Origin of the sequence: Nocardioides sp. (assembly GCF_029937575.1) — a bacterium.
Taxonomy (GTDB): Bacteria; Actinomycetota; Actinomycetes; order Propionibacteriales; family Nocardioidaceae; genus Nocardioides.
The window spans coordinates 1-20,100 of the sequence record NZ_JAPYPS010000070.1; the positions used below are offsets into that span (position 1 = coordinate 1).

General features: G+C 72.4%; 19 protein-coding genes and 1 riboswitch. Of the genes, 7 read left to right on the forward strand and 12 right to left on the reverse strand.

Annotation, left to right across the window (positions count from 1 at the left end):
- Positions 1 to 118: 118 nt before the first annotated feature.
- The 4 genes from Q1K33_RS17570 to Q1K33_RS17585 all read right to left on the reverse strand — a co-directional run bounded on the left by Q1K33_RS17570 (position 119) and on the right by Q1K33_RS17585 (position 4,312).
- Complete coding sequence (locus Q1K33_RS17570) at positions 119 to 892, reverse strand: class III extradiol ring-cleavage dioxygenase (RefSeq protein WP_300406041.1); 774 nt, start codon at positions 890 to 892, stop codon at positions 119 to 121.
- 27 nt (positions 893 to 919) lie between these two features.
- Positions 920 to 1,636, reverse strand: a complete 717-nt coding sequence (locus Q1K33_RS17575; protein WP_300406059.1) for a uracil-DNA glycosylase — start codon at positions 1,634 to 1,636, stop codon at positions 920 to 922.
- Between the two features lie 76 nt (positions 1,637 to 1,712).
- Positions 1,713 to 2,795, reverse strand: coding sequence for a hypothetical protein (locus Q1K33_RS17580; protein WP_300406042.1), 1,083 nt, complete (start codon positions 2,793 to 2,795; stop codon positions 1,713 to 1,715).
- Complete coding sequence (locus Q1K33_RS17585; RefSeq protein ID WP_300406043.1) at positions 2,792 to 4,312, reverse strand: FAD-dependent oxidoreductase; 1,521 nt, start codon at positions 4,310 to 4,312, stop codon at positions 2,792 to 2,794. Before Q1K33_RS17585 ends, Q1K33_RS17580 begins: the two co-directional genes overlap by 4 nt.
- 81 nt (positions 4,313 to 4,393) lie before the next feature.
- Between Q1K33_RS17585 and Q1K33_RS17590 the strand changes: the two genes are divergently transcribed.
- The 3 genes from Q1K33_RS17590 to Q1K33_RS17600 are packed head-to-tail and all read left to right on the forward strand — an operon-like array spanning position 4,394 to position 6,641.
- Positions 4,394 to 5,059, forward strand: a complete 666-nt coding sequence (locus Q1K33_RS17590) for a TetR/AcrR family transcriptional regulator (RefSeq protein ID WP_300406044.1) — start codon at positions 4,394 to 4,396, stop codon at positions 5,057 to 5,059.
- Positions 5,056 to 5,712: a class II aldolase/adducin family protein gene (locus Q1K33_RS17595; RefSeq protein ID WP_300406045.1), complete on the forward strand. Its 657-nt coding sequence runs from the start codon at positions 5,056 to 5,058 to the stop codon at positions 5,710 to 5,712. Before Q1K33_RS17590 ends, Q1K33_RS17595 begins: the two co-directional genes overlap by 4 nt.
- Positions 5,709 to 6,641, forward strand: a complete 933-nt coding sequence (locus Q1K33_RS17600) for a carbohydrate kinase family protein (protein ID WP_300406046.1) — start codon at positions 5,709 to 5,711, stop codon at positions 6,639 to 6,641. The genes Q1K33_RS17595 and Q1K33_RS17600 overlap by 4 nt, the downstream gene beginning before the upstream one ends.
- A gap of 3 nt (positions 6,642 to 6,644) precedes the next feature.
- Here the strand turns inward: Q1K33_RS17600 and Q1K33_RS17605 are convergent, their stop codons facing one another.
- From Q1K33_RS17605 to Q1K33_RS17635, 7 genes are all read right to left on the reverse strand, one after another.
- On the reverse strand, positions 6,645 to 8,081 hold the full coding sequence (locus Q1K33_RS17605) for an aminotransferase class V-fold PLP-dependent enzyme (RefSeq protein WP_300406047.1): 1,437 nt from the start codon (positions 8,079 to 8,081) through the stop codon (positions 6,645 to 6,647).
- A 207-nt stretch (positions 8,082 to 8,288) separates the two neighbouring features.
- Complete coding sequence (locus Q1K33_RS17610; RefSeq protein WP_300406048.1) at positions 8,289 to 9,776, reverse strand: aminotransferase class V-fold PLP-dependent enzyme; 1,488 nt, start codon at positions 9,774 to 9,776, stop codon at positions 8,289 to 8,291.
- Positions 9,773 to 11,074, reverse strand: coding sequence for an MFS transporter (locus tag Q1K33_RS17615; RefSeq protein ID WP_300406049.1), 1,302 nt, complete (start codon positions 11,072 to 11,074; stop codon positions 9,773 to 9,775). Before Q1K33_RS17615 ends, Q1K33_RS17610 begins: the two co-directional genes overlap by 4 nt.
- Positions 11,075 to 11,136: 62 nt before the next feature.
- Positions 11,137 to 12,315: an alpha/beta fold hydrolase gene (locus Q1K33_RS17620; RefSeq protein ID WP_300406050.1), complete on the reverse strand. Its 1,179-nt coding sequence runs from the start codon at positions 12,313 to 12,315 to the stop codon at positions 11,137 to 11,139.
- Between the two features lie 9 nt (positions 12,316 to 12,324).
- Complete coding sequence (locus tag Q1K33_RS17625; protein WP_300406051.1) at positions 12,325 to 12,987, reverse strand: M15 family metallopeptidase; 663 nt, start codon at positions 12,985 to 12,987, stop codon at positions 12,325 to 12,327.
- Positions 12,984 to 14,414: a trehalose-6-phosphate synthase gene (locus Q1K33_RS17630; protein ID WP_300406052.1), complete on the reverse strand. Its 1,431-nt coding sequence runs from the start codon at positions 14,412 to 14,414 to the stop codon at positions 12,984 to 12,986. Before Q1K33_RS17630 ends, Q1K33_RS17625 begins: the two co-directional genes overlap by 4 nt.
- Before the next feature lie 54 nt (positions 14,415 to 14,468).
- On the reverse strand, positions 14,469 to 15,491 hold the full coding sequence (locus Q1K33_RS17635; RefSeq protein ID WP_300406053.1) for a Gfo/Idh/MocA family oxidoreductase: 1,023 nt from the start codon (positions 15,489 to 15,491) through the stop codon (positions 14,469 to 14,471).
- Between the two features lie 181 nt (positions 15,492 to 15,672).
- Between Q1K33_RS17635 and Q1K33_RS17640 the strand changes: the two genes are divergently transcribed.
- From Q1K33_RS17640 to thrC, 4 genes are all read left to right on the forward strand, one after another.
- Entirely contained in the window at positions 15,673 to 15,969 is a 297-nt protein-coding gene (locus tag Q1K33_RS17640) for a DUF3263 domain-containing protein (protein ID WP_300406054.1), read from the forward strand.
- Between the two features lie 4 nt (positions 15,970 to 15,973).
- A complete protein-coding gene (locus Q1K33_RS17645) occupies positions 15,974 to 16,495 on the forward strand; it encodes a LytR C-terminal domain-containing protein (RefSeq protein WP_300406055.1) in 522 nt (173 codons plus the stop codon).
- Between the two features lie 174 nt (positions 16,496 to 16,669).
- A complete protein-coding gene (otsB, locus tag Q1K33_RS17650; protein WP_300406056.1) occupies positions 16,670 to 17,515 on the forward strand; it encodes a trehalose-phosphatase in 846 nt (281 codons plus the stop codon).
- A gap of 63 nt (positions 17,516 to 17,578) precedes the next feature.
- A riboswitch (SAM riboswitch) is annotated at positions 17,579 to 17,726 on the forward strand.
- A gap of 9 nt (positions 17,727 to 17,735) precedes the next feature.
- Positions 17,736 to 19,031, forward strand: a complete 1,296-nt coding sequence (gene thrC / locus Q1K33_RS17655; RefSeq protein ID WP_300406057.1) for a threonine synthase — start codon at positions 17,736 to 17,738, stop codon at positions 19,029 to 19,031.
- Between the two features lie 3 nt (positions 19,032 to 19,034).
- On the opposite strand, the gene Q1K33_RS17660 is transcribed toward thrC, so the two are convergent.
- A partial coding sequence (locus Q1K33_RS17660; protein ID WP_300406058.1) for a DUF6596 domain-containing protein occupies positions 19,035 to 20,100 on the reverse strand: 1,066 nt, incomplete at its 5' end.

The following is a 20,100-nucleotide window of genomic DNA, read 5'->3' on the forward strand; positions in this document are numbered from 1 at the left end:
CTTGACGGCGAGACCCGGTCGACTACGCGCGCGGGCGCCACACCAACCCCGAAGAACGGCGCCACGGACGAGAATCGGCACGGACAACCCCACCGCGATACCAGCAGGTGGCGAGTCCTCAGGCGAGCTGCAGCGAGCGCTTCGACAGGCCCATCCAGAAGCCGTCGATGACCTGCTCGCCCGGTGCGTCGGGACGCGAGGCGGCGCCGAGGCTGACGAACAGCGGGCTCAGGTGCTCCACGGTCGGGTGGGCGTAGGGCAGCCCCGGGGCGCGGTGGGCGTAGTCGACCAGCGTGTCCACGTCCCCACGGGCCATCGCCTCTCCTGCCCAGGCGTCGAACTCCTGCGACCAGCCGGGCGCCGGGGCGTCGATGCGGAACTCCGTGAGGAACGGCAGCCCGTGGGTGAGGAAGCCGGACCCGATGATGAGCACGCCCTCGTCGCGCAGCGGACGGAGCCGCTCGCCCAGGGACATCAGGGTGGCCGGGTCGTGGGTGGGCAGCGACAACTGCAGCACCGGCACGTCCGCCTCGGGATACATGATCCGCAGCGGCACCCAGGCGCCGTGGTCCAGGCCGCGGGAGGCGTGCTGGTGGACGGGCTCGGTGCGGGGCATCATCGCCGCCACGCGCTGGGCGAGCGCCGTGGCGTCGGGCGTCTCGTAGGTCATCCGGAAGTACTTGGGGTCGAAGCCGCCGAAGTCGTAGACCAGGGGGGCGCCACTGGCGGTGAGCGAGATCGGTGCCGACTCCCAGTGGGCGCTGACGATCAGGATCGCCGTGGGCCGCGGCAGGTCGCCGGCCCAGTCGCGCAGCTGACCCGACCACAGCGGGTCGTCCAGCAGTGGCGGCGCCCCGTGGCCGATGTAGAGCGCCGGCATCGAGTCATTCACATTTCAACCATACCGCTCGACGTGGTGCTACGGCGACTCACTGGCGTCGTGGTCGGCGAGCGCCGTCCAGTCGACGGGCGACACCCCACGCTCGGTCAGCATCGCGTTGGTCCGACTGAACGGCCGCGACCCGAAGAATCCCCGGGATGCGGACAACGGTGAGGGGTGGGCGGACTCGACCCACGGGATGGGACCGAGCAGGGGTTTGAGGGACTGGGCGTCGCGGCCCCACAGGAGCGCGGTCAGCGGAGACCTCTCTGCGCGGGCCGCCAGCGCACGGATGGCGCACTCGGTGACCTCCTCCCAGCCCTTGCCCCGGTGGGAGGCGGAGGCCTCCGGGCGCACGGTCAGGACGCGGTTGAGGAGCATCACGCCCTGGTCGGACCAGCCGCTCAGGTCGCCGTGCTTCGGCGGGATCCACGCCTGCTGCGCGTCGCCGGCCCCAGCGCCCCCGGCGAGGTCGGCGCGCAGCTCGGTGTAGATGTTGACCAGGCTGCGCGGCAGCGGCCACACGTGGCGCTCCACCGCGAAGCTGAGGCCGATCGGGTGTCCAGGAGTCGGGTACGGGTCCTGGCCAACGACCAGCACGCGTACGTCGGCCAACGGTCGCCGGAAGGCGCGGAAAACGGCGTCCCCGACGGGCAGGTAGCCCCGCCCCGCGGCGACCTCCTCGCGGAGGAATGCCCCCAGTCGGGCGACCCGGTCGTCGACCGGGGCAAGTGCGTGCGCCCAGTCAGCTGCCATCAGGCCCTTGTCCACCAGACCGGCGAGTGCGCTCACTCGCGCGAGACTACGCGCCGAGATGATCGGTCGCTCGCGGCTACCCGGGCGTGCGGAAGGTCGCCGTACGCGGCAGGTGTGGCCGCTTGCCCTTCTCGCCGACCTCGACCCGCAGGATCGCCTGGTGATCGGCGTTGCCGAGGATGGCGGACTGGTTGGCGACCAGGACGGTCGTGCCGTGGAAGGTCGCGTTGCTCGGGCTGTCGAAGGGGATCCGCGAGCCGTTCTCCCCGAGGAAGGGGACGTCGGGGAAGCGGTCCACCTCCCGGCCCGTGGCGGTCAGCTCGACCAGCTGCTGGGTCAGGCCGACCATCGCGATGTAGATGTGGCCGGAGCGCCCGATGCCGAACCCGTCGGGGAGGTCGGTGGGTCGAGAGGTCCACATGGTGCTGATGGCGCCCGGGCCCTTCTTGCCCAGCTTGAGCCGCAGCAGCTTGCCGCTGGTCGGGTCGGCGCTTGCGTCGGACGTGGTCTGCTGGGTGATGAGAAGGTCGCGCTGCTTCGGGCGGTAGGCGATGCCTGTCGTCCCGAAGCCCGCCACCCCCTCGAGCTCCGGGCCGCTGAACCACTTCTCCACCGCACCCGAGCGCCGTACTCGCCAGATGATGCCCTGGCCGTAGTCGGTGACGAAGAGGTTCTTGGGCCCCCAGGTCGCGTAGTTGGGCACCGACCCCCTCGGAAGGGTCGCGACCTTCTCGAACTCCCCGGTGGCGATGTCCAGCGTCAGCACCGCACGGCGCGAGGTCTCGAGCAGGACCAGGCGCCCGTCCTTGGTCTGGTGGGCGACCTGCACCCCGTGGTCGGCGCCGAGGCGCTGGTCGGGCACGGTCCAGGACCGCAGCAGGGCGCCGCCGCGACTCCACTCGAAGACGCGCGAGCGCTGCCGGTCCCCGGCGACGTAGGTGCCGGCGTAGACGCGACCGTTGGTGTGCTTGTGGACGTACGCCGGGTAGCCGGGCGACGGGACCCGCGAGAACACGCGGGTCCTCCACTTCTCGTCACCGGGCTTGGCCGAGGCCGGTGACGGCGAGGCGGGCAGCACCCCCAGCAGGGTGCCGACCAGGAGCAGGGCCAGCACGCGGGCCACAGGTCGTGCCCCGAGTCCGGGGAGCAGGCGGCTCATCGCAGCCGCTCCACGACCTCGACGGCAGCGCGCTCGCCCGAGCGCACCGCGCCGTCCATGTAGCCGCTCCAGTAGGTCGACGTCTCGGTGCCGGCCCAGTGCACGCGGCGGAACGGACGGCGGATCGCCGGACCGAAGCGTGAGAACGAGCCGTCGGCGGCGTGGATGGACGTCGGTCCGCCGCCGGTCCAGCGCTCCTTGGTCCAGTCGTGCTCGGTGTACTCGACCGGGTGCAGCGCCTGCTCGCCGAACATCGCGGCGAAGCCCTCGAGCACCGCCTGACGGCGCTTGGCCTTGCCGATCCGTCCGAACTCGCGCCAGGTGTCGCCGCCGACGAAGGCGAGCAGCACGCCGGGGTCGCCGTCCTTGGGGCTGTTGTCGAAGACGGCCCGCGCCGCGCCGGAGTCGTTGATGCCGAAGCCGTTGAGCCCGTCCTGGCGCCAGAACGGCGTCCTGTAGACGGCGTCGCACTTCATCAGCTTGCCCATCTCCTGGTGCTTGAGGAGCTTGCGGCGCTGCTTCGGGAGGCCGGGAGACCAGTCGATGTCGAGGAGCAGCGGTGGGGGCACCGCGACGATGACCCGCTTGGCGGTGACCACTCCCCGCCGAGTGTGCACCCGGACCCGGTGGTCGCGCTGCTCGATCCTGTCGACGGGCGCGCGCAGCGCCACGATGTCTCCGAGCCGGCGGGCCAGGCGCAGCGGGATGAGCTGGGAGCCGCCCACGAAGCGGCGCTCCTGGGCGGCGCCCTCCGTCTCGGAGTTGCGCGCGAAGGTGCCGACGTGGCGCTCGTCGCCCGAGCACGCGACGTACCAGAGCACGAAGAGGAACGACAGCTCCTTGGGGTCGGCCCCGAAGCCGGGCTGGGTCCAGGCCTCGATCAGGTTGGCGACGCCCTCGGGGTTGACGATCGCGGTGGAGCGGATGAAGTCACGCAAGGTCATCCGGTCCCACTCGCGGGCGCGCGGGTGGCTCCACGGCGCGTCGACGGCGATCTCGGCGGCGTACTGGTCGATCAGGGTCAGCAGGATCGCGGCGTCGGCCAGGATCGTGGGATCCGGCGGGACGGTGCCGGGGTACTCGATCCGGCCGAGCGTGGAGGAGACGTAGACGCTGCTCCCGGTGTTGTACTCCTTGAACGTCGGGACGTGCAGCTGCTTGGCGAGGCGACGGATGTGGGTCTGGGTCGGGCCGACGAAGGCGCCCCCGGACTCGATCGTGGCGCCCTTCGTCTTCAGCTCGTGGTTGAGCACGCGACCGCCGACCCGGTTGCGCGCCTCGACCAGCAGGACCGACAGTCCAGCCTCGGCCACGTCGCGGGCGGCGACGAGGCCGGCGATCCCCCCGCCGACCACCACGACGTCCACCTTGGCGGGCAGGCGCCCCTGGCGCCCCAGGCTCTCGCCCGCGGCGGCCTCGTCGAGCGCGAATGCGCCCAGCCCGGCGGCCGCTCCGGCGGCGGAGGCGACTCCCAGCAGGCTGCGGCGGGTGAGGTCGACGCGGGGATCACGGGTCATGACGGGGCTCCTCGAGGGGCTCAGGACGGGCCAAACCTGAATCTGTGTCATGTTTCGGTTTCGTACCCTACACTCCGACGCATGGCAGACGCAGCCCTTGCTCGGGACCAGTCTCTCCCGCGCCGGGCCCCCATGCAGGCGAGAAGCCGCAAGAAGGTCGAGGCGTTGCTGGATGCAACCGAGCGACTCGTCGTGGAGCGCGGCGTCGAACCGCTCACCACGCGAGAGATCGCCGAGGCTGCGCACGTCCCGGTGGCCTCGCTCTACCAGTACTTCGCCGACAAGGAGGCCGTGCTGCTGGCGCTGGCCGAGAGACACATGGCCGAGATGGACGAGCAGACCCTCGTCGACCTGGAGGTGGCCCGCGCCGCCGGCCCACTGAGCGTCGGTGCCCTGGTCGAGACGAGCATGCGCGCCTTCGTCAAGGTCTACCTCCGCCGCCGCGCGTTCGTCGAGATCTACCTGCGCGGCCGCACCAACCCCGCGCTGCACGCCTACGGTCGCGAGCACAACCGCCGGATCGCGGCGACGCTGCGCGAGGTGGCCCTGGCCGAGGGGCTGACCGGTCCGGACCTGCCCGAGACGGCAGCGGTGCTGGCGGTCGAGCTGGGGGACCGCGTCTTCCAGCTCGCCTTCGAGCACGACGCGCAGGGTGACGAGACGATCATCGAGGAGGGCATCGCCCTGCTCACCTCCTACCTCGAGCGCTACGAGGTGGCCCTCCCCGGTCGGGGCAGGCGGCGATGAGCCACCGCGAGCAGGTCGCGTCCGCGGCCCGCCGACTCGCCGAGGAGGGACTTCTCGTCGGCACCGCCGGCAACGTCAGCGTGCGCGTCGGTGACCTGGTGGCGGTGACCGGTTCCGGAGTCACCCTCGGCGTGGCCGAGCGGCACGACGTGGTGGTGGTCCGCCTCGACGGGTCGTACGTCGAGGGGGCGCTGTCGCCGACCTCCGAGCTGGACCTGCACCTGGGCGTCTACGCCGACCGCCCCGAGGTGGGCGCCGTGGTGCACACGCACGCGCCGTACTCCACCGCAGTCGCCTGCGTGCTGGACGAGCTGCCCGTGCTGCACTACCAGCACCTCCTGCTCGGCGGGGCGACCCGCGTCGCTCCCTATGCGACCTTCGGCTCGCCCGAGCTCGCCACCCACGTGCGGACCGCGCTCGCCGACCGCCAGGCGGCGCTGATGGCGAGTCACGGCTCGGTGGCGGTGGGGGCCTCGCTCGATGCCGCCGTCGAGCACGCCTTGCTGCTCGAGTGGCTCTGCGCCCTGCACCACCGCGCCAGCACCCTGGGACAGCTCCGTCCCCTCACCGACGAGCAGCAGGCCGACGTCATCGCCGCCGCCCTGACCCGCAGCTACGGGCAGCCCACCGCCCGCCACGAGGAGCACACATGAAGATCGCCTGCGTCGGGGTGCACGTCCTCGACACCCACGTCATCGGCATCGAGTCGATCCCGGACGGCTCGGACGGTCAGCTGGTGGAGACCATCCGGATGTCTCCGGCCGGCACCGCCGGTGGCACCGCGGTGGTGCTGGCCCGCCTCGGCGCCGAGGTGACGTCGTACGGCGCGATCGGCACCGACCCGATCGCCGACGTGCTGCTCTCCCTGCTGGCGCGCGAAGGCGTGGGCACCCAGGGCCTGGTGCGTCTGGAGGAGCACCAGACGTCGGCCTCGGTGCTCCCCGTCCGTCCCGACGGTGCCTCGAAGGACCGCCCGGCGTGGCACTGCATCGGCGCCAACGGCGCCTTCACCCTCGACCTGCTGGACCGGGCCGCCCTCACCGGTCTCGACCACCTGCACCTGGGCGGACCCGAGTTCCTGGGTGGTCCGGCTGCCGGTGAGCTCCTCGCCTGGGCCAGGGGCGAGGGGATGACCACCTCTGTCGACGTCCTGGCTCCCGGCGACCCGGACCTGCTGGCCTGGATCGCCGACGCGCTGCCGCACACCGACTACCTGCTGCCCAACGACGAGCAGGTGCGCGGCTTCACCGGTCAGGACGACCTCGCGACCGGGGCCAGGGCCCTGGTCGAGGCCGGGGCGGGCTGCGTGGCGGTCACCCAGGGCGCGCGAGGGGCACTCGTCGTGACGGCGGAGGGAGTCGTCGAGGTGCCGGCGTACCCGATCGCCGAGGCGGACCTGGTCGACACGACCGGCTGCGGGGACGCCTTCTCGGCCGGCTTCCTGCGTGGGCGCTCGCTCGGCCGCGACCTGGAGGCCTCGGCGCGCCTCGGATGCGCCACCGCGGGCCAGGTCGCGCGCGGGCTGGGCACGGATGCCGGGGCCTACACCCTCGCCGACGTGGAGGCGACCGTCGGGCGGTGAGTCCTACTCGGTCTCGTGGCCGACCAGGTCGAGCGTGGGTGTGCCCCGCCGCAGCGGGCGGCTGAGCCGGTCGCGCTGGAAGGTCACCAACGTCTCGCGCACGACGGGCGCTGCGGCCTTGAGGAGCAGGTTGGTCGCCGAGCGGCGTCCGGGGTGCTCGCTGTCGGCCTCGTCCAGCACCGCCGCGGCGTCGAGCAGCAGCCCGGCCGAGTAGGGGCTCACGTCGGAGGGGTCGATCTTCTCCAGGAGTCGCTCGAGCGTGGGGTCGACGCGCGCGCGGCCGCGGGCCTGGGCCTCCGCCGCAGCCTCCTCCATCGCCTCGAGGCAGTCGCCGAGGAAGGGCAGCATCGCCGCCGTCACCGGCAGGCGCAGCAACGGCGGGCCGTTCTCCGGGAAGAGCGGCTGGGCCGACCAGCCGCGGTGGTGCAGCGCGTCGGCGAAGACGAAGATGTCGCAGGTCGTGTCGGCACGCAGCGCGATCGTGGTGGCGTCGGGACGAGCCACGAGGGTGATGCCCCGGGCATCGAGCAGTCCCTCGGCCAGCGCGGCGGTGGCGTCGAGCGCCCCGAGCGCGAGCTCGGCGCAGCGGTCGTGGCCGACCTCGTGCAGGGTCTCGGCGAGCTCGCCGAGCACGCCGCTGGGCGGGCTCCATGTCGTCGCGGTGTCGAGGGGGCCGCGAGGACCGAGGCTGGAGGCGTGGACGGCTCGGCGGTCGGCGGCGTCGCGGTGGAGCAGCACGGACAGGTCGGCAGACGTCCCGCGCTCGGGGCCGACGTCGATGGTGACGGAGGCGACTCCCGGGACTGCGAAACCCCAGGGCTGCCGCACCCGGCCGGCGAGCTCGGCGTAGGCGAGCGCCCACCCGCCGTTGGAGGCGTCGACGTGGAGCGGGACCTCGTGGGCCGAGGCTGCTGCGGCGATCCAGCCGACCGGGTCGACCGTGCCGTGGGTGTAGGACGGGGCGGAGGCCACGACGAGCACCGCGTCCTCGCGGATCAGCGAGGTCATCGGACCGACCTGGACCGAGCCGTCGGCCGCGACCGGCGCCACGACGGCGGTCACACCGACTGCCGCCGCAGCGGCGAACCAGGCGGGGTGGGCAGACTGGGGGAGCACCACCGTGGGGCGACGCAGGGTGGGGCGGGCGTCGCGCGCGGCCCGCAGGACCATCAGGGCGGACTCGACGAGCCCAGCCGCCACGGTGCCGACCGTCTCGTCCGGGGCCTGCAGGAGGTCGCAGACGAAGCCGACGAGCTCGTTCTCGGCCGCCTGCCGGCTCCGGGGAGCGTCGTCACCGCGGCGCAGGCCGTGCGTGGCCGGATGGGCCAGACGTCCGTCGTCGAGGTCGATGCCGGCGAGGGCCGCGAGCGAGGTGTCCTCGCCCTCGGCAGACGTGGGCGCGGTCTTCATGAGCTGCAGTCGGCCGGTCGCGCTGGTCATGGGGCCCTCTTCGGGGTCAGAGCATGGTCGGGGTGTGTGGGGGGTGCATGACCGCGGTGTCACGCAACGTCGACCATAGGAGAGAACAGGGACATTGTGCTCCGGCAAGGGGCCCGGCCTCTGTAGCCCGAAATGACTAGTTCGGTCCTGCCCCGGGGCAGACGGTGTGTCGCCGCGGACATGGTGCATCGTGCCGGTCGCTCCGCCTCAGCCGCTGGGACGTTCGCCGTGCCGCTGGAGCCGGTCCAGGAACGCCACCAGCACCGCCTCGCGCAACGCCGGCGTCGCGAGGTCGAGCAACGCGTTGACCTCGGCCATCCGCGACGGCAGCGCCAACCCGGACGACGTGCCCGGCGCCGCGTCGTCCGGACCCGGACCCGGACCCAGCAGGCCGGCCGCCTCGAGCAGTCCGTCGAACTCGTCGTCGCCGATCCCGGCGGGGTCGAGCGAGGCGACGTACGCCGCGATCCCCGGGTCGACCCGCACCGGCCCGGCCGCCCGGGCGGCCTCCACCGAGGAGGCCAGGGCGGCCAGCAGGTCGTCGACCAGCGGTAGGGTCGCGGCGCTGACGGACAGGTGGACGGTGGCGGCCTGGTCCCCGTAGGAGAGCTGGGGCTGGACGTAGAAGTCGCGCTCGGCCATCTCGTCGCAGATCGTGAACGGGTCACAGGTCTCGTCGGTCACCAGGGCGATCAGCGTCGAGTCGGGCGGCACCACGACCCCGACCCCGTCGATGTCCGCCACGCCGGCGACGAGGGCGTCGACCGCGCCGAAGACCTCCGCGGTGAGCCGCTCGTAGCCGGCGTCCCCGATGGCGTGCACCGCTGCCCAGGCGCCTGCGACCGGACCTCCGGACCGCGTGGACTGCATCGTCGAGTTGAGCATCGTGTAGCCGGGCCACGCGGCGCTGGCGAAGTACTGCGGACGGCGCAGGGAGGGGGTCCGGTGCAGCAGCAGGGACGCGCCCTTCGGGGCGTAGGCGTACTTGTGCAGGTCGACCGAGATCGAGGTGACGCCCTCGACCGCGAACGTCCACGGCGGCACCGCGCGGCCGAGCCGGGCGGCGTACGGCAGCACCCAACCCCCAATGCACGCGTCGACGTGGCAACGGATCCCGCGCGCCGCGGCGGCGGCAGCGACCTCGGTCACGGGGTCGACCACCCCATGGGCGTACGACGGCGCGCTGGCCACCACGAGGACCGTGCTGTCGTCGATGGCGGCCGCCATGGCGTCGGGGTCGGCGCGGAAGTCCGGCCCGACGGGCACGAGCACCGCTCGCACGCCGAAGTAGTGCGCCGCCTTGTGGAAGGCCGCGTGGGCAGTGCTCGGCAGCACCATGGACGGGCTGGTCACCTCGGGGTGGGCGTCGCGGGCTGACTGGACCGCGAGCAGCACCGACTCGGTGCCACCGGAGGTGATCGTCCCGACCGCCGAGTCGGGAGCATCGAGGATCCCGGCGGCGAAGGCGACGAGGTCGTTCTCCATCTGCAGCAGGCTCGGAAAGGCCGTCGGGTCGAGCCCGTTGGAGCCGGCGTAGGCGGCGACGGCCTCGCGAGCGAGCTCGTCGACGGCGCCCAGGCCGGAGTCGTAGACGTAGGCCAGGGTGCGCCCGCCGTGCACGGGGAGATCGTCCTCCTGCAGGGAGCCCAGGCGAGCTCGCAGGTGGGAGAGGTGCTCGGTCAGGTCGTCGGTCATGCGCCCTCCGTGGCGTCGTGGTGGGGGATGGCGGTGGGTGACTCGTCGAGCCGGTAGCGCGTCAGCCACCACAGGCTGGTGGCGATGAGCAGGGCGGGCACGATCGAGAAGCCCAGGGTGATCGCGGTACGGGCTCCCTCGGACTGCACCACGTCGCCGGACGTGCCGGAGGCGTAGCCGCCGATCGCGAGCACCAGGGCCAGGAGCCCGGGCCCGAGGGCGAGCCCGAGCGTCTCGCCGGCTGTCCAGACCCCGGTGAAGACCCCGATCCGGTTCTCCCCGGTGGTGACGGCGTCGAGGGCGGCCACGTCGGGCAGCATCGACAGCGGGAACACCTGGCAGCCGGCGTACCCGACGCCGATGAGGCCGGTGGCGGCGAAGACCACGCCGGTCGGTGCCACCTGTGCGCACAGTGCCAGGGCGGCACCGACGCCCAGGACGACGGAAGAGACGAGATAGCCGGCCCGCTTGCCGATCCGCTCCCCGATCCGCGACCAGAGCGGGGTCAGGAGCAGGGCCGGTCCCACGAAGCAGACGAACAGGATCGTCGCTGCCCCCTCGCTCTGCAGCACGTCGTCGGCGAGGTAGTCGACGCCGGCGAGCATGCAGCCGATCGCCAGCGCCTGGATGACGAAGGTCGTCAGCAGCAGCCGGAACTGGCGCGCCCCGGCGACCAGGCGCAGCTGGTCGCGCAGGGTGCCCGAGCCCGGCTCCACGCGACCGATCGGAGCCGTCCGGGTGCCGCGGTAGACGCCGACGACGCCGATCACGATCACCACCGCCATCACCAGTCCCATCACCCGGTAGCCGGCGCGCCCGTCGAGCCCGTCGCGGATCGCGGGAGCGCTGGCGCCGGCGACCAGGATCGTCAGGGCGAGCAGCGCGACCCGCCAGGTCATCAGCCGGGTGCGTTCGAGCGGGGAGTCGGTGATCTCCGCCGGCATCGCCACGAACGGCACCTGGAAGAACGCGTACGCCGACGCGCAGGCCAGGAAGGCGATGAGCACCCACGCGGCGTTGAGGCCCCGCGAGCCGAGGTCGGGGGCGGCGAACAGCAGCGCGAAGGTCAGGGCCAGCAGCAGCCCCGCGCGCAGCAGCCAGGGCCGTCGCGCCCCGCGCGGGTCGACGGTGCGATCACTGATCCGTCCCGCGATCGGGTTCAGCACGACGTCCCAGGCCTTGGGCAGCACGACGATCACGCCCGCGAGCACGGCGGCGATGCCGAGGGTGTCGGTCAGGTACGGCAGCAGCATCAGCCCGGGGACGGTCCCGAAGGCGCCCGTCGCGACGGATCCCATGCCATAGCCCATGCGGACGCGCCGGGGGAGCGGGCCCGTCGCCGAGGAGCTCACCGGCGCACTCAACGGGCCAGGCTGCGCGACGCCTTCGACCCGTGCGTACGCCGTCCCGTGCCGATGGCAGGTGCATCACCGTCGGCGCCGCCTGCTGCGGCCTCCTCGGCGTCGGGCTCCTGGCTCGACCACTGCGAGATCCACTCGTCGAGCACGGTCCAGGTGGTGCCCCGCGCGGCGCGGCCGGTGAGCATGCCGAGGTGTCCGCCGGGCACGATCTCGAAGCGGACTTCCGGTGAGCCGCTGAGCAGCGGGAGCACGGCCCGCACCGCCGGCACCGGGGCGATGCCGTCGTTGGCCCCGCCGAAGACCACGACGGGCACGGTGATGTCGGCCAGCGAGATGGTGCGGCCGCCGGTCTCGAAGGTGCCGTCGACCAGCCCGTTGCCCTTGACGAAGCGGTGGTACAGCTGACCGAACGAGCGGCCCGGGTAGGCGATCATGTTGTCCATGAACCGGTCGACGGCCTCGATCTGGGCGAGGAAGTCGGCGTCGTCGAGATGGGTGGCCAGAGCGATCGGCTTGGTGACCAGCTTCTGCACCGAGGACAGCTGGAAGGCCCACTTGACCAGGGGCTTGGGTGCGCCCCCCAGCGCCTGGTAGCCGCGGGTGATCGGACCACGACCGGCCGCGAGGTTGAGCAGGGGGCGCAGGGGTGCGACCAGCGGCACGAGGCTGACGTCGAAGGGCGATCCCACGACGCCCAGCGAGGCGATCGGCAGGTCGGTGTCGCCGGCGGCCGCGAGCAGGGAGAAGATCCCGCCGAGGCTCCAGCCGACGACGTGCACCGGGCGACCGCCCGCGTGGGCGGAGACCTCGCGGATGGCGGTCGGCAGGACCTCCTCGATCCAGTGCTCCATCCCGAGGTTGCGGTCGCGGAACGAGACCTGGCCGTACTCCACCAGGTAGGTCGGGCGGCCGGCCTCGACGAAGTGCTCCACCAGCGAGCACCCGCGGCGCAGGTCGAAGCAGAGCGCGGGGGCGGCCAGCGGGGTCACCAGCAGGACGGGGTCGCCCTGCTCCTTGACCTTGGCGGCGGGGCGGTAGTGGTAGACCTCGCGCAGGGTGCCCTCGTCGATGAGGGTGCGCGGCATCGGACGCAGGTCGGCGAGGCCGCCGTAGAACACCTTGTGGGCGACGTTGCTGGCGGCCGAGACCACCTGGTCGGGTTTGGGGATCAGGTCCACAGGCGCAAACTACCCCGAGGGGTGCTCGCACGCGTCGAAAAGTGCGTGCGGTGCTCCGCTTCCCAGCGCCCAGTACCGGTCGCCGTACGACCAGTGCCACCACTCGGTGGGGTAGTTGACCAGCCCGACGCCGGTGAGCGCGTCGACCAGGGTGCGACGCAGGAGCGCGGCCTCGCCTCGTACGTCGGGATGCGCGGTGTAGCAGCGTCCGCTGCTCTCCTCCGGGTTGGCGTCGATGGGGCACCCGACGTCCAGGACGACCCCGTCGGGGTCGGTCAGGACGACGTCGGCCGCGGCGCCGGCGGTGTGCGGGGCGATGGCGGGCGGCGAGATGTAGCGGCTGGCGAGCCGGTGGATCTCGGCGGCGTCCGCCTCGGGGCGCTGCTCGCGCAACCGGGCGGCGTACCCGTCGAAGTAGTGGCGCTGCAGGCTCGGGCGGCGGTAGCCCTCGTTGAGGGCCAGGCGCAGGTCGGTCGGGAGCGCCGCCGCCGCGTTGCCGAGACGCTCGAGGAGGGGCGCGCGCACCCACCTGGAGACCGGGTCCGGCGAGGGGCCCGACCACGGCAGCAGACCCGTGGAGTCGACCAGTGGGTCGCCCCGCTCGACGACGGCGATGCCGGTGACCGCGTCGTCGCAGATCAGGACGACGTCACCCCAGCCGTCTGCGGTCACGAACGCTTGACCGCTCGCACCGTCTTGGCGTGCGTGCCGTCGCCGCTGTCCTCCAGCTCGAGCATGAAGGAGGCCGCCCAGGCCGCGACGTCGTGCTGGCTGATCGTCTTGCGCATCGCCTTCATCCGCCGGGTCAGCTGCTTCTCGTCGGCCTGGAAGGCCTCGAGGAGCGCCGACTTCATGCCGTTGATGTCGTAGGGGTTGACCAGCCACGCCTGGCGCAGCTCGGCGGCGGCACCGGCGAACTCGGAGAGCACGAGCGCCCCGTCGTTGTCGAAGCGGCAGGCGACGTACTCCTTGGCGACCAGGTTCATCCCGTCGCGGTACGGCGTCACCACCATGACGTCGGCGGCGCGGTACAGCGCCGCCATCTCCTCGCGGGGGTAGGAGGAGTGCAGGTAGCTGATCGCCGGGCGCCCGATCCGGCCCAGGTCGCCGTTGATCCGACCGACGAGGCGGTCGATGTCGTCGCGCAGGATCCGGTACTGCTCGACCTGCTCGCGCGAGGGCACCGCCACCTGCACGAAGACCGCGTCCTCGACGTCGAGGTGACCGTCGGCGATCAGTTCGCTGAAGGCGCGCAGCCGGGCGTAGATGCCCTTGGTGTAGTCGAGGCGGTCGATGCCGAGGAAGATCCGGCGGGGGTTGCCCAGGGCCTCGCGGATGGCTGTCGCGCGCTCGGCGACGGCCTCGGTCTGGGCGAGCTCCTCGAACCCGGCGGCGTCGATCGAGATGGGGAACGCCGCGGCGCGCACCGTGCGGCCGTCGGGCAGGTAGACGAGGTCGCGGTGGGTCTTGTGGCCGACCCGCTGACGCACCAGGCGGACGAAGTTCTGCGCGCCGCCGGGCAGCTGGAAGCCGAGCAGGTCGGCGCCGAGCAGCCCCTCGAGGATCTGGCGGCGCCACGGCAGCTGCTGGAAGAGCTCGGCCGGCGGGAACGGGATGTGCAGGTAGAAGCCGATCCGCAGGTCCGGACGCAGCTCGCGCAGCATCTGCGGGACCAGCTGCAGCTGGTAGTCGTGGACCCACACGGTGGCGCTCTCGGCGGCGACCTCGGCGGCCTTCTCGGCGAAGCGCTGGTTGACGCCGACGTAGGAGTCCCACCACTCGCGGTGGAACTCCGGCTTCGCGACCAGGTCGTGGTAGAGCGGCCACAGGGTGCCGTTGGAGAAGCCCTCGTAGTGGCCCTCGATCTCCTCGGGGGTCATCGACATCGGCACGAGGTGCAGCCCGTCGGCCTCGAAGGGCTCGAGGTCCTGCTCCGTGCCGCCCGGCCACCCGATCCAGGTGCCGTCGTTGGCGCGCATCACCGGCTCGATCGCGGTGACGAGACCGCCGGGGGAGGGCCGCCACTCAACGGTGCCGTCGGGACGGGTCACCCGGTCGACGGGCAGCCGGTTGGCGACGATCACGAGGTCTGCTGCCACACGTCAACCCTAGTCGAGGCGGTGGGCGCTGCCGTCACCCGTGGGGCGGAGAGCTCAGCCGACGGCGATGCCGGCCTCGTCGATGAGCCGTTGCAGCTGACGCATCAGGGTGAGGGTCTGGCTCCAGGGGACCAGTGGGCTCTCCCGCAGCCCGGCGCGCAGGCACCGCCCCACCTCGACGATCTCGTGGGCGTACCCGCGACCGATGACCGGCTCCGACTCCGCCACCAGGTCGACCGGCTCGGCGCGGACGACTCCGGCGCCCTGCTCGGCCCCGACGTCGTACGGCGTGTAGGTCGCCGCCGTCGGGTGGTGGAAGTCGGACAGGTCCAGGCGACCGAGGTCGGTGGCCAGGCTGGCCGAGCGCGAGGACCACGAGGTCATCGACGCGGTCAGGGTGGCCAGCGCGCCGCCCGGGTAGGCGCCCGTGATCGCCACGTCCAGGTCGATCCCGCGATCGGAGAGCGCGGCGCGCGCCGTCAGGTCGGTGGCCTCGCCGAGGAGCAGGTGCGCCATGGTCAGCGAGTAGACGCCCATGTCGAGCAGGGCGCTGGCTCCGAGGCTGGGATCGAGCATCCGGTCCTCCGGTCCGGCGTCGACCCGGAAGCCGAGCTCGGCGTGCAGGTGGCGTGGCCTCCCGAAGCGGCCCGAGCGGACCCCGTCGACGACGGTGCGCACGACCGGGTGGCAGGCGGTCCACATCGCCTCCATCAGGAACCGGTCGTGCTCGCGAGCCAGGGCGACCATCGTCTCGGCGTCCTCGAGCCTGGTCGTGAGCGGCTTCTCGCACAGGACGTGCTTGCCGGCCTCGAGCAGGGCGCGCACGTGCTCGAGGTGCAGCGCGTGGGGACTGGCGACGTAGACGACGTCCACCTCGGGATCGGCCGCCAGGGCGGCGTACGAGCCGAGCGGGCGGCCGCCGTGCTCGTCGGTGAAGGCCCGGGCGGACGCCTCGGTGCGGGAGCCGACGGCGACGAGGCGGGCGTCGTCGACGAGGGCGAGGTCGGCGGCGAAGGTGCGGGCGATCTTGCCGGTGGCCAGGATGCCCCAGCCGACGGGTCCGGTGGGTGCGGTCATGCTCCCACTGTGGTGCATCCGACCTGGCGAGGCCCAGCAGGGCGCCGGCGACGAATCATCCGTCCCGTGGGCCCCACCTGTCACGACACCGCGAGGCGAATGACAACTCTGTGATTCGGCGTCTACAGTGGCAGCACCCCGTCACGACCAGCACCACCCCCGACCTCGCAGGAGACGTGCGATGGAAGCCCAGCGAAGCAACGACCTCGACGCGCAGACCGCCGCCGAGTCCCTGAGCGACCGCGACCGCGAGATCCTCGAGTTCGAGCGCCAGTGGTGGAAGTACGCCGGGGCCAAGGAGAGCGCGGTCCGGGAGAAGTTCGACATGAGCTCGACGCGCTACTACCAGGTGCTCAACGCGCTGATCGACCGCCCCGAGGCGATCGAGGCCGACCCGCTGCTCGTGCGGCGCCTCCGGCGCCTGCGCTCACAGCGGCAGCGCCAGCGCTCCGCCCGCCGTCTCGGCTTCGAGGTCTGAGTCGATGGCTCCCCACCTTCCCCGGGGGAACCAGGGCAACGGCGTCGTCTTCCCCTCGCCCGTGGTGATGCTGAGCATCATCGCGGTCGCGATGGCCGCGATCGCCTTCGTGGCCACCCGCGGTGGAGAGCCGACCGAGCGCGAGATCGCGACCCCGGTGCGCCAGGAGTCCGCGCCCACCGCGAGTGCCGACCCCACCCCGACCGAGCCTACGAAGACCAAGAAGCCCAAGCCCGAGATCAAGCGCGACAAGGTCTTCGTCGAGGTCTACAACAACTCCGGGATCACCGGCCTCGCCGGCAACGTCGGCAGCAAGGCCACCGACGTCGGCTGGCAGGTCGTCGGCACCGACAACTGGTACGGCAACATCCCGACCAACACCGTCTACTTCCCCGACCGGCTCAAGCGCGCCGCCGAGCAGCTCGCGCTCGACCTCGGGATCGGCCGCACCGCCCCGGCCGACGGCGCGATGAAGCTCGACCGGCTCACGGTCATCCTCACGGCGGAGCTCGCAGCCGCTGGCTGAGGAACGAAGCCAGGGGCGTCGTGATCGAAGGTTGAGCGAACCCCGCGAGCGAGGCACGAGCTCGCGACGGGTGAGACGAAACCCGGTGAGGTGACCGCTGACCGAAACCCGGTGTCGATCGCCGTTTGCCGGGTAGCACCCCGCCGGTCCATCCGATCGTGGTTGGGTGGAGACGTGGAATTCACGTCGTCGGCCGGCGAGCAGCGCTACGCGGCCCTCGTCCGAGCGGCCGCCGAGACCGTGGTCGGTCTCGACTTCGACGGGACTCTCGCCCCGATCGTCGACGACCCGGAGAAGGCCCGCATCCACCCTGATGCGGACGCCGTCCTGGTCGACCTGGCCACCCAGGTGCTGGCCGTCGCCGTCGTCACCGGGCGACCGGCCCGCCAGGCTCTCGATCTCGGGGGCCTCGAGGAGGTCGGCGACGACATCGACCGAGCCGGCAAGGACCTCTACCTCTTCGGGCAGTACGGCAACGAGCGCTGGAGCTCCCACCGGCGCCGGGTCGTGGGGCCTCGCCCGCCGGCCGGGCTGGCCTCCTTCGAGCGGGAGCTGCCCCGCGTGCTGAAGCGCCTGGACGCCCCCGAGGCGTTCGTCGAGGACAAGGGCCTCGCAGTCGCCGTCCACACCCGGCGTCTCCCCGACGACGCCGAGGCCTTCGCCCGGCTGCTCCCCGAGCTGCGCGACCTGGCCGGACGCCACGACCTGGTGGTCGAGCCCGGGCGCAGCGTGATCGAGGTCCGCTCCCCGGGCATCCACAAGGGCACCGCCGTGACCACCCTCGTCGAGGAGCTCGGCGCCGGCGGCTTCGTCTTCGCCGGCGACGACCTCGGCGACCTCGAGGCCTTCGAGGCCGTGCGCGACCTGGGGCGCGAGGGGATGCCCACCCTGCTGATCTGCTCCTCCTCCGACGAGGAGAGCGCCCTGCAGGACCTGGCCGACGTGCTGGTCCAGGGGCCCGACGGGGTGCTCGAGATGCTCGCCATGCTCACCGAGGACGCCCGCCACCTCCGAGCCTGATCTCGTCCCAGCATGCGGGACCCGATGACGCATCGTGAGACAGGACGACGTACAGTTTCGACCAGCTCATCAAGAGGGACTGAGGGAACGGCCCAGTGAAGTCCCGGCAACCGCCATGAACCTCCGCCTCCCGGACCAGACCCGGGGTACGGATCATGGAAACGGTGCTAATTCCGCCTGGCAGCGAAAGTCGCCCCAGGGAAGATGAGGAGGAGGACTCATGAGCACCCTTACCGACACCGACACCGGCGCCGAGACGACCCCGGCCCAGGGCGCACCCCGCGAGGGCGCCTTCGGCAACGCGACCGGCCTCTCCTGTCGTGAGTGCGGCAACGTCGTCGAGCTCGGCCCCTTCTACGCGTGCCCGGACTGCTTCGGCCCGCTCGAGGTCGCCTACGCCTACCCGGCGATCACCCGCGAGGAGATCGAGGCCGGGCCGCGCAACATCTGGCGATACAAGGCGCTGCTGCCGGTGCCGACCGACATCGAGCAGAGCCCCAACACCGAGCCCGGCTTCACCCGGCTGCTCAAGGCCGACAACCTCGCCGCCGAGCTGGGCCTGACCAACCTGTGGGTCAAGGACGACTCGACCAACCCGACCAACTCCTTCAAGGACCGGGTCGTGGCCTGTGCGCTCAGCGCCGCCACCGAGTTCAAGTCCAAGGTCTTCGCCTGTCCCTCGACCGGCAACCTCGCCAACGCCGTGGCTGCGGCGGGCGCGCGCGCCGGCATCCGCACGGTCGTCTTCATCCCGAGCAACCTCGAGAAGCCCAAGCAGGTCAACTCGGCGATCTTCACCGACTCCCTGGTCGCGGTGAACGGCAACTACGACGACGTCAACAAGCTCGCCCAGGAGATCGCCGGCGAGGAGGACGGGTGGGCGTTCGTCAACGTCAACGTCCGGCCCTACTACGCCGAGGGCTCCAAGACCCTGGGCTTCGAGATCGCCGAGCAGCTCGGCTGGCGGATCCCCGACCAGATCGTCATCCCGGTCGCCTCCGGCTCCCAGCTGACCAAGGTGCACAAGGCCTTCGGTGAGCTGATCAAGCTCGGCCTCGTCGAGGACAAGCCCTACCGGATCTTCGGCGCCCAGGCGACCGGCTGCTCGCCGGTCTCGGTCGCCTACAAGGCCGGCGTCGACGCGATCCGCCCGGTCAAGCCCGACACGATCGCCAAGTCCCTGGCCATCGGCAACCCGGCCGACGGCATCTACGTGCTCGACATCTGCCGCGAGACCGGCGGAGCGGTCGAGGACATCACCGACGACGAGGTCCGCGAGGCCATCGTCCTGCTGGCCCGCACCGAGGGCATCTTCACCGAGACCGCCGGCGGCACCACCGTCGGCGTGCTGAAGAAGCTCGTCGAGTCCGGCCAGCTCGACCCGACGCTCGACACGGTCGTCATCAACACCGGTCACGGTCTCAAGACCCTCGACGCGGTCAGCGACATCGTCGCGCCCGCCGCGACGATCGACCCGTCGTACGCCGCCTTCGTCGGCACCGGCCTGGGGGCCTGAGCCTCAGCAGGGCGCGGCCCGGGCTGCGCGCCGCCTGAGCAGGTGGCGCCGCTCGGCGTCGTTGTCGCACAGCAGCAGCGCGGCGTCGTACTCCCGCACCGCCTCGGCGTCACGTCCGGCGCGCCCCAGGAGCTCGGCCCGTACGGCGGGCAGCCGGTGCCCGGCGAGGTCGAGGCCCTCCAGCACGGCGAGCCCGGCCTGCGGTCCCGAGGCCTCGGCTACCGCGACCGCTCGGTTGAGCCGGACCACGGGGCTGGCGGTGAGCTCCTCGAGCTCGGCGTACCAACCCACGACGCGCTCCCAGTCGGTCTCCGCCGAGGAGCGGGCGGTGGCGTGGGCGGCGGCGATCAGCGCCTGGAGGAGGTACGGCGTGGACGGGGCACCCGCGGCCAGCGGGGTGAGCAGCCGCAGCGCCTCCGCGACCTCGTCGAGGTGCCAGCGGGTGCGGTCCTGGTCGGGCAGCAGGACCAGCTCGCCGTCGTCGACCCGGGCGTCGCGGCGCGAGTGCTGGAGCAGCATCAGGGCGAGCAGCGCGTCGAGGTCGTCGGCGGCCTCCTCGGGCGTCAGGTCGCGCAGCACCCGGACCAGGCGCAGCGCCTCACCGGCCTCGTCGGCCCGGACGACCTCGGCACCGCTGCCGGGGGCATAGCCGGCCGTGAACGCGAGGTAGGCGATGTCGGCCGCCGCGCGCACCCGTCGTCGCAGCGCGTCACCCGTCGGCACGCCGAACGACTCGCCCGCCAGCTGCTTGCGCGCCCGGGTGAGTCGCGCGGCCATCGTCGCGCGGGGGACCAGGAAGAGACGCGCGATGTCGGCGGTGGGCACGCCGAGCACCAGGCGCAGGGTGAGGGCGGCGGCGTGCTCCGGAGCCAGACGCGGGTGGGCGCACAGCAGCACGAGTCGCAGTCGCTCGTCGACGACGCCGTGCTCGCCGGGCGGCGCCACGTCGGCGAGCTGCCGGCGCGCCGCATCGACGAGGCCCGCCTCGACCGCGAGGAGCGGGGCCTTGCGCGCGGCGACGGCCTCGGCGCGGCGCCGGTCGAGGGCCCGGCGCCGCGCCGTCGTCATC

Bases quoted from the DNA above. Each gene is read 5' to 3' on its own strand.
- Q1K33_RS17575 (WP_300406059.1), bottom strand. From the start codon at position 1,636: ATGGCAGCTGACTGGGCGCACGCACTTGCCCCGGTCGACGACCGGGTC.
- Q1K33_RS17580 (WP_300406042.1), bottom strand. From the start codon at position 2,795: ATGAGCCGCCTGCTCCCCGGACTCGGGGCACGACCTGTGGCCCGCGTG.
- Q1K33_RS17585 (WP_300406043.1), bottom strand. From the start codon at position 4,312: ATGACCCGTGATCCCCGCGTCGACCTCACCCGCCGCAGCCTGCTGGGA.
- Q1K33_RS17590 (WP_300406044.1), top strand. From the start codon at position 4,394: ATGGCAGACGCAGCCCTTGCTCGGGACCAGTCTCTCCCGCGCCGGGCC.
- Q1K33_RS17595 (WP_300406045.1), top strand. From the start codon at position 5,056: ATGAGCCACCGCGAGCAGGTCGCGTCCGCGGCCCGCCGACTCGCCGAG.
- Q1K33_RS17600 (WP_300406046.1), top strand. From the start codon at position 5,709: ATGAAGATCGCCTGCGTCGGGGTGCACGTCCTCGACACCCACGTCATC.
- Q1K33_RS17605 (WP_300406047.1), bottom strand. From the start codon at position 8,081: ATGACCAGCGCGACCGGCCGACTGCAGCTCATGAAGACCGCGCCCACG.
- Q1K33_RS17610 (WP_300406048.1), bottom strand. From the start codon at position 9,776: ATGACCGACGACCTGACCGAGCACCTCTCCCACCTGCGAGCTCGCCTG.
- Q1K33_RS17615 (WP_300406049.1), bottom strand. From the start codon at position 11,074: ATGGGATCCGTCGCGACGGGCGCCTTCGGGACCGTCCCCGGGCTGATG.
- Q1K33_RS17635 (WP_300406053.1), bottom strand. From the start codon at position 15,491: ATGACCGCACCCACCGGACCCGTCGGCTGGGGCATCCTGGCCACCGGC.
- Q1K33_RS17640 (WP_300406054.1), top strand. From the start codon at position 15,673: ATGGAAGCCCAGCGAAGCAACGACCTCGACGCGCAGACCGCCGCCGAG.
- Q1K33_RS17645 (WP_300406055.1), top strand. From the start codon at position 15,974: ATGGCTCCCCACCTTCCCCGGGGGAACCAGGGCAACGGCGTCGTCTTC.
- thrC (WP_300406057.1), top strand. From the start codon at position 17,736: ATGAGCACCCTTACCGACACCGACACCGGCGCCGAGACGACCCCGGCC.